At 65.0% G+C, this 12,000-nt stretch carries 15 protein-coding genes; 2 read left to right on the top strand and 13 right to left on the bottom strand.

The features are described 5' to 3' along the window. Nucleotides 1–75: 75 nt before the first annotated feature. The 7 genes from GD606_RS08085 to GD606_RS08055 form a co-directional block, all read right to left on the bottom strand. Complete coding sequence (locus tag GD606_RS08085; protein ID WP_163300464.1) at nt 76–486, bottom strand: YraN family protein; 411 nt, start codon at nt 484–486, stop codon at nt 76–78. Continuing rightward, nucleotides 483–2,420, bottom strand: a complete 1,938-nt coding sequence (locus tag GD606_RS08080) for a SpoIIE family protein phosphatase (RefSeq protein WP_163300465.1) — start codon at nt 2,418–2,420, stop codon at nt 483–485. Before GD606_RS08080 ends, GD606_RS08085 begins: the two co-directional genes overlap by 4 nt. Further along, nucleotides 2,401–3,399, bottom strand: a complete 999-nt coding sequence (locus GD606_RS08075) for an ABC transporter substrate-binding protein (RefSeq protein ID WP_163300466.1) — start codon at nt 3,397–3,399, stop codon at nt 2,401–2,403. The genes GD606_RS08080 and GD606_RS08075 overlap by 20 nt, the downstream gene beginning before the upstream one ends. Nucleotides 3,400–3,455: 56 nt before the next feature. Continuing rightward, complete coding sequence (locus GD606_RS08070) at nt 3,456–3,677, bottom strand: helix-turn-helix domain-containing protein (protein WP_163300467.1); 222 nt, start codon at nt 3,675–3,677, stop codon at nt 3,456–3,458. Between the two features lie 83 nt (nt 3,678–3,760). Next, the gene (locus GD606_RS08065) at nt 3,761–4,294 is read right to left on the bottom strand and encodes a DUF2975 domain-containing protein (RefSeq protein WP_163300468.1); all 534 of its coding nucleotides are present in this window, start codon (nt 4,292–4,294) and stop codon (nt 3,761–3,763) included. A 14-nt stretch (nt 4,295–4,308) separates the two neighbouring features. Further along, nucleotides 4,309–4,911, bottom strand: coding sequence for a hypothetical protein (locus GD606_RS08060; protein WP_163300469.1), 603 nt, complete (start codon nt 4,909–4,911; stop codon nt 4,309–4,311). Between the two features lie 238 nt (nt 4,912–5,149). Further along, nucleotides 5,150–5,737, bottom strand: a complete 588-nt coding sequence (locus tag GD606_RS08055; RefSeq protein ID WP_218108826.1) for a hypothetical protein — start codon at nt 5,735–5,737, stop codon at nt 5,150–5,152. A gap of 88 nt (nt 5,738–5,825) precedes the next feature. Here GD606_RS08055 and GD606_RS08050 point away from each other — a divergent pair, with 88 nt between their 5' ends. Next, nucleotides 5,826–6,116: a metal-sensitive transcriptional regulator gene (locus GD606_RS08050; RefSeq protein ID WP_163300471.1), complete on the top strand. Its 291-nt coding sequence runs from the start codon at nt 5,826–5,828 to the stop codon at nt 6,114–6,116. Between the two features lie 168 nt (nt 6,117–6,284). On the opposite strand, the gene uppS is transcribed toward GD606_RS08050, so the two are convergent. The 6 genes from uppS to GD606_RS08020 all read right to left on the bottom strand — a co-directional run bounded on the left by uppS (nt 6,285) and on the right by GD606_RS08020 (nt 10,980). After that, on the bottom strand, nt 6,285–7,007 hold the full coding sequence (gene uppS / locus GD606_RS08045) for a polyprenyl diphosphate synthase (RefSeq protein ID WP_281362056.1): 723 nt from the start codon (nt 7,005–7,007) through the stop codon (nt 6,285–6,287). Continuing rightward, entirely contained in the window at nt 7,004–7,558 is a 555-nt protein-coding gene (gene frr / locus GD606_RS08040) for a ribosome recycling factor (RefSeq protein ID WP_163300472.1), read from the bottom strand. Before frr ends, uppS begins: the two co-directional genes overlap by 4 nt. 1 nt (nt 7,559) lies before the next feature. Next, complete coding sequence (pyrH, locus tag GD606_RS08035) at nt 7,560–8,282, bottom strand: UMP kinase (protein ID WP_163300473.1); 723 nt, start codon at nt 8,280–8,282, stop codon at nt 7,560–7,562. 235 nt (nt 8,283–8,517) lie between these two features. After that, nucleotides 8,518–9,123: a translation elongation factor Ts gene (tsf, locus tag GD606_RS08030; protein ID WP_163300474.1), complete on the bottom strand. Its 606-nt coding sequence runs from the start codon at nt 9,121–9,123 to the stop codon at nt 8,518–8,520. A gap of 1 nt (nt 9,124) precedes the next feature. Continuing rightward, nucleotides 9,125–9,916: a 30S ribosomal protein S2 gene (gene rpsB, locus GD606_RS08025; RefSeq protein WP_163300475.1), complete on the bottom strand. Its 792-nt coding sequence runs from the start codon at nt 9,914–9,916 to the stop codon at nt 9,125–9,127. A 119-nt stretch (nt 9,917–10,035) separates the two neighbouring features. Next, entirely contained in the window at nt 10,036–10,980 is a 945-nt protein-coding gene (locus GD606_RS08020; RefSeq protein WP_163300476.1) for a LysR family transcriptional regulator, read from the bottom strand. A 157-nt stretch (nt 10,981–11,137) separates the two neighbouring features. Here GD606_RS08020 and GD606_RS08015 point away from each other — a divergent pair, with 157 nt between their 5' ends. Continuing rightward, the gene (locus tag GD606_RS08015) at nt 11,138–11,902 is read left to right on the top strand and encodes a sulfite exporter TauE/SafE family protein (protein WP_163300477.1); all 765 of its coding nucleotides are present in this window, start codon (nt 11,138–11,140) and stop codon (nt 11,900–11,902) included. Nucleotides 11,903–12,000 lie beyond the last annotated feature (98 nt).

The raw sequence follows: 12,000 nt of genomic DNA, 5'->3' as shown, positions 1-12,000 counted from the left end.
AGACGGTGGGGCAAACCGTGATGGCGCTGACGCCGCTTTTCCCCGGGCGCAGGGAGGCCTGACGGCGGGGAGGCGTCAAAACGGCTGATAGAGCCGCCCCGACGTCCCCGAGACCTCGGAGGCGTCGAAGGCGTTTTCGAAGTGCCGGATGTCTGTCCCGCGAGGGGACTCGACGATGGCCACCACATCGAAGCGGCAGGGCGTGTCCCACAGGTCTTTGGCCGTGAGGTAGGCGCTGGCGGCCTTGATGATGCGGGAGCGTTTGGAGGCGGTGACCGCCCCGGCCGGGTCGGCCTGGGGGGAGACGGCCCGGGTCTTGACCTCCACGAAGACCAGGGTGTCGCCATGAACGCAGATGAAATCCACCTCGCCCGCCCGGCAGCGCCAGTTGCGGGTCAGGACGCGATATCCGGCGGCGGCCAGATGGTCGGCGGCCAGGTCTTCGCCGCGTCGGCCCGTGGCCAGGTGGGCGGCGTCCGTGGTCATCCCGTGTAGGTCAGGGCCAGGACGGTGATATCGTCGGCCTGGGGCGCGTCGCCCTCGTAGGTGATGACCGACTCCATGACCGTATCGGTCAGGGCGACGGCGCTTTTGTCCGTGGCCGCCCGCAAAAGCTCAAGCAGCCGCAGGCTGGAATACAGCTCCTCGGCCTCGTTCATGGCCTCGGTGACGCCGTCGGTGTAGACCACCAGGGCGTCCCCCGGGCCCAGGACGATGCGGCCGGTGCGGTAGGCCGCATCCTCCATGATGCCCAGAAACAGTCCACGCGGCAGTTCGAGGAAGTCCGTGGCCCCGTCCGCGCGCAGGAGCACCGGCGGGTTGTGCCCGGCGTTGGAGAAGGCCAGCTCCCCGGTGGTGAAGTCGAGGATGCCGCAGAACATGGTCACGAAGAGCAATTGCTCGTTGTCCACGCACAGCTCCGTGTTGACCCTGGACAGGATGGCCGCCGGGTCCATGCCCGGCTCGGCGTTGCCTTTGACGAGGGTCTTGGTCACGGCCATGAACAGCGCCGCCGGAACGCCCTTGCCCGAGACGTCGCCCACGGAGAAAAAGAGGTGGGTCTCGTCGAGCAAAAAGAAGTCGTAGAGGTCGCCGCCCACCTCCCGGGCCGGTTCCAGGGCGGCATGCAGGTCGAAGCGGCTGATGTCCGGGAAGGGCGGGAAACGCTTGGGCAGAAAGCTCATCTGGATGTTTTTGGCGATCTTTAATTCCGACTCCATGCGCTCCTTGGCCTTGGTGGTCTCGGTCAGGTTGGCGATGTAGTCTTTGAGGGCGTTGCGCATGTCATGGAAGGAGCGCGACAGCTCTCCGACCTCGTCGCTGCCCTTGACCGTGGGCAGGTCCACGTCCAGGTTGCCCTTGGCGATCTCGGAGCTTTTTTCGGCCAGGGTGCGCAGGGGCCGGGTGATGCGGATGGAGATGGCCGCGATGACCGCGAAAAGCAGGGCGAAGCCGAGGGCGCCCAGGGTCAGGATCTCCCGGCTTAAGGTGTGCAGGTCGGCCAGCAGTTCGTTTTCGGGAACGATGATGCCCATGGACCAGCCGGTTGCGGGCACCGGGGCGTAATAGACCCAGGCGGGTTTGCCGAGAAACGCCTCGGGCAGCCGGGCATAGCCCTCCGTGCCCCGGACCATGGCCTTGCCGATGTCGCGCAGCTCCACGCTGCCCATGTCCTCGGCCAGGCTGAAGATGCTTTCGCGCATGAGATAGCGGTTTTCCGGGTGGGCCACAAACACGCCGTTTTTGCTCAAAAGGAAGGCATAGCCCGAATTGAAGACCGAGATTTTGGCCACCAGGGACTTGAGCCAGTCCAGGGAGATGTCCGCCGTGACCACGCCGGAGAAGGTCTTGCCGCCGTCGCGGTAGAAGGGGATGCTCAGCGTGGTCATGAGGATGTCGCCGCCGCCCTCGTCGAAGTAGGGCTCGCTCCACATGGGTTTCCCCAGTTCCTTGGGGATCAGGTACCAGTCCAGGAGAAAATAATCGTAGCCGTCGCCGCCAAGCATGGTGAAGGACAGGTCGTTTTTGTCCTTGAACGTGTAGGGGGCGAAGTACCGGGTGCGGGGTTCGAAGGCATAGGGCTCGAAGGCCACCGTGGCCCCATAGACCTCGGGCACGGCGTGCAGGAAATCGCGCAAAAATTCCGTGAGCTCCCCGATGGGCGGAAAGGACTCGTCCAGGTTGAGGGCCAAAAACGTGGGGATGCGGGCCACCCCGGCAAAGACCGTCTCCATGCGCTGGACGGAGTCGTGGGCCAGGTTCTTGGCGCTCTCGGCCACGTTTTTGAGAATGAGCTGGCGGGAGCAGTAGTAATTGTAGCTGAAGGCCGCCGCGAAGATGAGCGTGGTGCTGGTGAGGATGAAAAGGGCCAGCTTGAACCCGAGTCCGAAGTGTCGGGCGCTACTTTGCGGGGTCGGCATAAAACGCCTCGTAGGATGGGATGTCGGTGAGGAGCCTGGCCCGGTGCATGGCCTGGGTCACGGCGTCGAATTCGGCCCGCGACAGGGAGCCCGGCGCGGCGGTCACGCCCGGGGGCATGATGATGTCCTGCATGCGGGCCAGCATCCATTTCTGGTGCATGCGGTTGGTGGGCAGGTTGGCGGCGTTGACGTGGCTCATGACGATGTCCAGGGCCTTGTCCGGGTTTTCAAAGGCCCATTTCCAGCCTTCCAGGGAGGCTGCGGCCACGGCCCGGCACAGATCCGGGTCTTTTCGCCAGACGTTTTCCAGACAGTAGATGCCGTCCTCGGGAAAGCTCAGGCCGTGCTCGTCCATGGGGAAGACCGTGAGTTCGTCCGGGTCGAGGCCGGTGTTCAGGATGGTGTGGTATTCGTTGTAGAGCATGCCCGAGACCACCTCCACGCCGCCGCGCAAAAACAGGTCCACGGTGAACCCCTGGGGCTTGGGGATGACGTGCACGCCGCAGTCCCGGAAAAACGTCTCCTGCTGGAGCCGAAACTCCGGCCCCCACATGCTCACCTTGCGGCCGTCCAGGTCTTTGGGTTCGCGGATGCCGCTGTCTTTTCTGGCGATGAGCAAAAGCGACGAGCGGCGTACGATCTGGCAGATGTTGACCAGGGGCAGGCCCTCGGCGCGCAGCCTCAGGGCCGTGGCCAGGAAAAAGGTGCCGAAGGTGGCCCGGCCGTCGGCCAAAAGCCTGGATGGCGGGCTTTTGGGGCCGCCGCGCAGGATGGTCATGTCCACGCCGCGCTGCCGGTAGAAGCCCTTGGCCAGGGCCACGTAATAGCCCGCGAACTGGGCCTGGGGCTCCCATTGGGGGATGAGCACGGCCTTTTTGAGCTCCTGGGCGGTCGCCAGGGGACAGGCGGCCACAAGCCCGAAAAGGGCGAAAAAAAGGCCTGCAAGCCGGGCCGCACGGAGGGGGAAGACGACCGACATGATTGGATTCGTATGCCTTTCCCCAAAAAAAGGGAAGCCGCAGCCCCCGGTGGCGGTCAATCCGGTTCGGCGTCGTCTTTTTGAAACTCCAGGATGTCCCCCGGGGTGCAGTCGAGGGTGCGGCAGATGGCCGAAAGCGTGGAAAAGCGGATGGCCTTGGCCTTGCCGGTCTTGAGGATGGACAGGTTCTGGGCGGTGATGCCTACGGCCTCGGCCAGCTCCTTGGAGGAGATTTTGCGGCGGGCCAGCATGACATCCAGATTGACGATGATGGACATGGCGTGGGCTCGTGCCGCGTTCCCCGGGGATGTCGGTTTGCGCCGGGGAACGCGGATGCGTTGCGGGTGATGGGCGCGCCGCTTCAGACGGTGAGGGCCTGTTCCTCGTCGAGCCTGCGGCCTTCGTCCATGACCCAGGAGATGAGCAGAACCAGTCCGCCCAGAAACAGGCATTCGAGTTCGCCGGAACCGATGCCGAGCATGAGAAGCCTCGTGCCCTGCGGGTTGGGCAGGGTGATGATCATGGACAGAAGGGGCGTCTGGAGAAAGGCCGCCCCGGCCCAGCACAGGAGGGACTTGCCCAGGTCGCGGTAGCAGGCCACGTTGCGGATGTCGAAGATGACGCCCTCCCGATACAAGGCGAAAAGCCGCCGCAGCCGCGACAGGGCGTAGAGCAAAACGCCGCAGGGGATCATGGTGACCAAAAAGCCCAGCAGGCGCAGGCCGTGTCCCAGTTCCGCAGACGGGGCCACGGGCAACGGGGCGTACATGGAGTGGGGCAGCTCGTTGAGAAAGAACCAGTAGGCCGCAAGACAAAGGGGCACAAGGCCCATGAGCGCCAGACACAGGGCGTTGAAGGCCCGGCTTGCGCTGCGGATGCGAACAAGGTTGTCCATGCTGTCCTCCAGCGTCACGAGGCGGCGGCGTCGCCGCGCACGAGTTCGATCAGGTCGTTTTGAAAGTCGGCGTTCAAATCGTCAAGTCCCCGGCACAAAAAGGGACCGCCGCGCAGCCGGAAGCGGTTGGCGTCGAGCAAAAGCGTACCGGTTGCGGCGTCGAGCACCCGCAACTGGTAGCGAAAGGCCGTCTCGGTCCCCCACAGGGTCGGCAGGCCGATCTGCAGTTTCCCCACATATTCCGTGACGGTCAACACGGCCACGGTGTCCGCGCCGCTGGCCCGTGCGGCGGCCGCAAGCTCCATGTCTCCGGCGTCGGGCCAGGAACGCTCGCCGAGGGCGGCCAGCAGGCCATCCCGGGAAACCGGCACGGCCGTGGCCAGGGAGGTCAGGACGGCGGTGGCGGCGGCCTGGACCGTGACCTCCTTTTCCGCCGCGTTGGGGGCGTTTTCCCCTTTGACCACCCGGGCCAGGATGATCAGGCGCCCCAGATCGCGACCGGACAGGGGCGAGGTTCGGGCCAGGCCGGTCACGTCGGAGCCTTTTTTCACGGTGGCGCAGCCCGACGAATACAGGGCCAAAAGACCCGCCAGAAAAAGAAGCAGAAGGGTTTTCATGTCTCCTCCAGGATGTTGGCGCTTTTTGCCGACGGGGTGTGACCGGCCCGACGCGTCCGGATCGTGCGGGCCGGAAACCGGCGGCAAGGAGGATGTAAACAATAAAAAATTATCGTGCAACAGTAATTTTACATTGTAAAACGGGTATCTCCGTCTTTTGCCGGGGGAGCAGACAGAAAAAGGCCCGCGTCGCCGGTTTGGGCGGACACGGGCCGGAAGAGGGATGCGCGTTGGCGGGTTAGAGTTTTTGCCCCAGGTCGCGCACGACATGCAGCATGACGGCGGCGGCCGTCGCGAACACGCCGGTGTGATCCCCTGCGGCGAGCCGCCCTTCCAGATCGGCAAGCCGGGGGGCCAGCACGTCACGGCACATGGCTCCGGCCTGGGCGGCCATGTCCGGGGCCCCGCCCAAGAATCCCTTGGCCAGGAGGGCGATCAGATATTCGAGGTCCAGGGCGAGTTGATGGGCCATGAGCGGCATGGCCCCGTCAGCGCCCGGAACCGCGCCCGGGGCCGCGCCCGGGCCGAACAGGCGGGCGAAGGCCTCGGGCAGTTGGCTCGCCTGGGTGGCGTCGTCCATCTCCGTCAACCGGGCCAGGAGCGCGGGCAGGGCGAAGTCCGGTTCCATGCCGGGGAGGACGGGACGGTCGTCGGGGAGCATGTTCACCAGTTCGGCCGGGGCCAGGGTGACCAGTTCCAGCCACTCCGCCATGCCCTGCCTGTCTGGGGCTACAGGCCCGCGAAAGAGGCGGCTGCCGAACTCCACGGCACTCAGGAAAAAGAGCTTGGTTTCAAGGGATATCGGTTCGAGGGGTATCATTGGCACATCTCCTGTTGCGGATGGGGTGGCGTCGGGGGTACAAACAGGGGAGAAAGACTACCCCTACCCCCTTCAGGCATAAGGTGAAAACGCGATGCAAAACATGGAAGAGCAAGATGCCCTGCGAAAAAACGTTCTGGCCCGCATGAAGCGGATCGAGGGACAGATCCGGGGCATCCAGAAGATGATCGAGGGCGGCAAGGAGTGCGAGGACATCCTGGTGCAGGTGCGGGCCGTGCGCTCAGCGCTCACGGCGGCCAGCGGATTGATCCTCAAACGGTACCTGGTGCGCTGCCACGGCGAGGCCTTGGATGATACGGGCGGCGACAGCCGCGAATCCCTGGAAAAGTTCATCCGGGTCATGACCCACTTCATCGACCGCTAGCATGGCGACCCGGAACACATCCGACCACATTTTTTAAGAATACTGGAGCCGCCCGCCGCGTGTCCCTGAGATCGGGGGGATCGGGCGGCACGCCGGGCGCGTTTGCACCCGGCGGCCCGCTGGCTAAAGCGGGCTGTCGCGCCGTTTTTCTTTCGTGCGGCACGGGCGTCACTCGTCCGTGAGCTGGTCGTCGGTCAGGCCGAAGCGTCGGCGGCGCGACCGGTAGTCCTCAATGGCCTTGTCCAATTCCAACGCCGTGAAGTCCGGCCACAGGACATCCGGAAAGCTGAATTCGCTGTAGGCCGACTGCCACAAAAGGTAGTTGCTCAGGCGCAATTCGCCGCTGGTGCGGACGACGAGGTCCGGATCGGGTTGCCCGGCGGTGTACAGTTCGGCGGCGAACCGCTCCGCCGTGATCTCCTCCGGGGGCAGGCCCTTGGCCGCAAGCGCCCGGCAGGCGCGCAGGATCTCTTCGCGACCGGAATAGTTGAGGGCCAGGTTGAGGCGCATGGACCGGCAGGCGGCGGTTTTTTTGATGACATGGGACAGGGCCTGGCGCGGGGCCAGGGGCAGTCCGGACAACTCCCCGAACACCGAAAGCCGGATGTCGCGCTCAAGCAGGGTGCCGACCTCGCGGGTGACGAACCGGGTCAGGAGGTCAAACAGGAAGCTGATCTCCTCCTTGGGCCGTCCCCAGTTTTCCTTGGAGAAGGTGTACAGGGTGAGATGCCCGATGCCACGCTCCCGGCAGCGGGTGACCACGGCCTTGGCCGCGTCGGTCCCGGCCTTGTGGCCCTCGCTGCGAGGCAGCCCGCGTTTTTGCGCCCACCGGCCGTTGCCGTCCATGATGATGGCCACGTGGCGGGGCAGGTCGTCGCCTCTCAGGGTCAAATCTCCATGATCTCTTTTTCTTTTTTCGCCAGGGCGGCGTCGGTCTTGGCCACATAGGCGTCGGTGAGCTTTTGGATCTCCTCCTGGCCCTTGTGCTGCTCGTCCTCGGAGATCTTTTTGTCGCTTTTGAGCTTTTTGAGAACCTCGTTGGCGTCGCGGCGCACGTTGCGCACGGCCACCTTGGCCTCCTCGGTGTATTTCTTGGCCACCTTGGCCAGATCCTTGCGCCGGTCCTCGGTCAGGGGAGGGATGCCGATGCGGATGATCTTGCCGTCGTTGACCGGGGTAAGCCCCAGGTCGGATTTGAGGATGGCCTTCTCCACGACGGAAAACGCCTTGCGGTCCCAGGGCTGGATGGTGATGGTCCGGGAATCGGGGGTGGACACTGAGGCGATCTGGTCGATGGGCGTGAGCGTGCCGTAGTAGTCCACACGCACGCCGTCGAGCAGGGAGGTCGTGGCCCGCCCGGTGCGCAGGCGGGCGAATTCCTTGTCCAGGCTGACCAGGGCCTTTTTCATTTTGTCTTCGGCTTCCTTGATGGCTTCGCGCATATCAGTCGTCTCCTTCGACGATGGTGCCCACCTGTTCCCCGGTGAGCACCCGGGTGAGGTTGCCCGCCGTGAACATGTTGAAGACCACGATGGGCAGGCCGTTGTCCATGGCCAGGGAGATGGCCGTGGTGTCCATGACCCGGAGCTGTTTTTTTATGACGTCCATGTACGTCAGCCGTGAAAACTTGACCGCGTCCGCATGCTTGACCGGGTCTTTGTCGTAGACGCCGTCCACCTTGGTGCCCTTGAGGATGGCCTGGGCGTGCAGTTCCATGGCCCGCAGGGCGGCGGCGGTGTCCGTGGTGAAATAGGGGTTCCCGGTGCCGGCGGCGCAGATGACCACCCGGCCCTTTTCCAGGTGATGCATGGCCCGGCGGCGGATGTACGGCTCACAGACCTCCCGCATGGCGATGGCGGACATGACCCGGGTGGTCAGCCCGAGCTTTTCCAGGGCGTCCTGCACGGCCAGGGCGTTTAAGACCGTGGCCAGCATGCCCATGTAATCGGCCGAGGCCCGGTCCATGCCTGCGGCCTGTTCGGACATGCCGCGAAAGATGTTGCCCCCGCCGATGACCAGGGAAACCTGGGCCCCGGCCGCCGCAGCCTGGGCGATGTCCTGGCAAAACGCGCTGATGGTGGCGGTGTCCAGGCCGAACGCCCTCGTTCCGGCCAAGGCCTCGCCGCTGATTTTAAGCAAAACCCGGGAAAATCGCAATTTCGCCATGAATTCCTCCAAGGGGAATGGGTGGGTTGATCCGTGGCCCGCACTTCCCGGGTCCGCCGGGGAATGTAAACCCCGGCGGACGTTCCGGCAACAGCCAAGCGCAGGGGACGGCGTTTCGTGGGCGCGCCCGTGAAAAAGCAGGGATTGGCCCGAAAAGGCGTTCGAGCGTGGGGGCGAGGCGCTCCCGCCAAAAAAAACGGGCCTTGCGGCCCGTTTTTTCGTGTCACATATGCGACTACTGGGCGTTTTCGCCCAGGGCGAAACGGCAGAAGCGGCCGATCTGGACGTTTTCGCCCAACACGCCCACCAGCTCGTTCAAAAGATCCTGGATGGAGACCTTGTCGTCCTTGATGAACGGCTGCTCCAGCAGGCAGACTTCCTTGTAGTACTTTTTCACCCGGCCATCGACGATCTTCTCCGCGATTTGTTCGGGCTTGCCCTCGGCCATGGCCTGGTTCTTGTAGATCTCGCGCTCCTTGGCCAACAGGTCGGCCGGGACTTCGTCCGGGCCCAGGCACACGGGGTTGGCGGCGGCGATCTGCATGGCCACGTTCTTGGCGAATTCCTGGAAACGCTCGGAGCGGGCCACGAAGTCGGTCTCGCACTTGACCTCGACCATGACGCCGATCTTTCCGGTGGAGTGGATGTAGGAACCCACGACGCCTTCGGTGGTGGCCCGTCCGGCGCGCTTCTGGGCCTTGGACAGACCCTTTTCGCGCAGCCAGGAAATGGCCTTGTCCTCGACGCCGCCGCATTCCTGCAGGGCCTTTTTGCAATCCATCATGCCCGCGCCGGTCTTGTCGCGCAGGGTTTTGACCGCCTGGGCGGATATCTCAGCCATGTTACGCGTCCTCCTCGCTGGTTGCTGTCGTGGCAGGGGCCTCTTCCTCGGGCTTTTCAGCGGCCTTGGGGGCGGCCTTGGCGGCCTTCTCGGCCAGGCCGCGCTCCTTGTGCATGGCATCGCCTTCCATGCAGGCCTCGGCGATGGAAGCGGCAAAAAGCTTGATGGCCCGGATGGCGTCGTCGTTGCCCGGAATGATGTAGTCGATCAGGTCCGGGTCGCAGTTGGTGTCCACCACGCCGATGACCGGGATGCCGAGCTTGCGGCATTCCTGCACGGCGATCTCCTCGCGCTTGGGGTCGATGACGAAGGCGGCCTGGGGCAGGCCGTCCATGTCCTTGATGCCGCCAAGGGTCAGGTTGAGCTTGGTGACCTCACGGTTCATCATCACGATTTCCTTTTTGGGAAAGCGGCTGATGGAACCGTCCTCGAACATGCGTTCCAGGGTCTTTAAGCGCTCGATGCTCTTTTTGATGGTCTGGAAGTTGGTGAGCATGCCGCCCATCCAACGGTTGGTGACGAAATACTGCCCGGCGCGCTCGGCTTCCTTCTTGACCGACTCCTGGGCCTGCCGCTTGGTGCCCACGAAGATGAGCTTGCCGCCCTGGGCGATGATGTCCACGATGAAATCGTGGGCCTTCTGGTACATTTTGACGGTCTGCTGCAGGTCGATGATATGGATGCCGTTTCTGGCGCCGAAGATGTAGGGGCGCATCTTGGGGTTCCAACGCCGGGTCTGGTGACCGAAATGGACGCCGGTCTCCAGGAGCTGCTTCATGCTGACATAGGCCATGGTGTCGATCTCCTTGGTTTTTTTCCTCCACCCCGGTCCAAGCCCGTCAACCTCCGGCGCATTCGCGCCCGGGGCACCCGGGGCCGCTCCGGGATGTGTGAGATGGGGAACAGGGATGCTTAGTCGATATTTGGGCTGATGGCAAGAGGGGTGTCCAGGCCGTGACGCGTTTCCCGCATATCGGCAAAAAAGTTCCGCAGCAAGCGCAAAAGCAAGGCCACCGCCGTTGGCGGCGTCCTGGTCCGGTCCCGGGCCAGAAGAACCGTGGCCGCCAGGGGCTCGCCGCTCCAGGCCAGGATCCTGATACGGCCCCGGCGCGCCTCCCCGGCCACAAAAAAATGCGGGGCGACCGACACCCCGAGCCCGGCCAGGACGCAGCGTTTGACGATCCCGGCGCTGGCGCATTCCACAAGCCCCGCCGTGCCCGCGCCCTCTCCGGCCAAGGCCCGCTCCATCGCCGCCCGGGCGCTCCAGACATGGCGCGTCAGCACCAGGGGGACGCCCTCCAGGTCGTCGGGCCCCACGCATTCCCTGTCCGCCAGGGGGCCGTTCGGGGCCGTGAAGACCACCAGGGGTTCCCGCCAAAGGCTCTCCACCGCAAGGCCCGGGGCGGCGAACGGCTCGCCAAGCAGCAGCGCCGCGTCCACGGTCCCCCGGCGCAGGTCGTGCGCCGTGCCCTGGCGGGAGGTGGTGGCCAGATGGACCCTGGCCGCAGGAAACGCGGCCTTGAATTGGCGCAGCACCGTGGGCAGGCAGTACGCGCCGAGGGTTTCGGACACCCGCAGGCGCACCTCGGGGCCTTCCTCCTCGCCGCACACCACCTGGCGGGTTCGGGCCGCAAGTTCCGTCAGGCGCGCGGCATGCCAGAAAAGCCGGTCCCCCTCCGGCGTCAACACCACCCGGCGGCAGCGGCGGGCAAAGAGCTTCACCCCCAGTTCCTCTTCCAGGGCCTTGATGCGGCTGGTCACGGTGGAGGGCGCAACGTGGAGGGCCTGGGCCGCCTGACGGAAGGACAACTCGGCGGCCACGGCCAGAAAGGTGCGCAGGAGAAGGGTTTCAGGCATAGTTCGATTTTTTTGAATTCAAAATGCAAATCAATCCGTTTGTGACTGCCTGTAACCCTGGATATCCTTCCCTTCAAGGAAAATCGTCAATTCGAGCAAGTGAAATTTAAAAAGACAGCCGACGGATGACGCGTCGGACGTCGCGTGGAGAGGGGCCATGGAAGTTCTACTGGCGGGATGTGTGGGGGCGGCCGCCGGATTGGCCGGATTCACCCAGGGATTGGCCGGATTCGGGTCCACGCTGGTGGCCCTGCCCGTGCTCGGGGCGGTCCTGGAGGCCCGGACGGCCACGCCGCTTGGCTGCCTCATGGCCCTTGGCATCAACGTCTGCCTCATGGCCCGGCTTCGCGGCCGGGTGGCCTGGCGCGAGCTTGTGGTGCTGCTTCTGGCCTCGGTCCCGGGCATGGCCCTGGGGGCGTGGATGCTGTGGGATGCGCCCGAGGCCCTGCTCAAAGGGCTTCTTGGGGCCTATCTGGTCTGGTGCGGGGCACGGGGCGTCGCCACGGCCGGGCGGGAGACGCCCTCCATCGTCGGTGCGGCCCTGCCGGGCGGGGTGGCCACGGGGATCGTGGCCGGGGTTCTGGGGGTGGCCATCGGCGTGAACGGGCCTCCCGTCGTGGCCTGGGCCTCGCGGCGTCTTGTCGGCCGCGACGTGCTGCGGGCCACCCTGGCGGGCTATTTCCTGGCCGCCGGGGTGGGCATCGTAGGGTCGCAGTGGGTGGCGGGGCTTGTGACCCCCCGGGTGCTTTGGCTTTTCGGCCTGTCGCTGCCGGCGCTTGGCCTGGGACTGGCCGCAGGCGCAACCCTGTGCGGCCGCATCTCCGAGCCCGCCTTTCGCCGGGTGGTGTTTACGCTTCTGACGGTGGCCGGGTTCGGCCTGCTGTGGCAGGCGGCGAACACGGCCGCCGCAGGGGGCGGGTAAGGCTCCCCGGCCCGGGACTCCGGCCGAAAGGGCGCCGTCTGCGGGCTGGAAACAAGGTGGCGTAAAGGGTATACCCCCGGATCATTCCCCGGAACACG

This window comes from Desulfolutivibrio sulfodismutans DSM 3696 (assembly GCF_013376455.1).
GTDB lineage: Bacteria > Desulfobacterota > Desulfovibrionia > Desulfovibrionales > Desulfovibrionaceae > Desulfolutivibrio > Desulfolutivibrio sulfodismutans.
The sequence above is the reverse complement of the archived record's forward strand: the minus strand, read 5'-3'. Positions and strand labels throughout refer to the sequence as shown.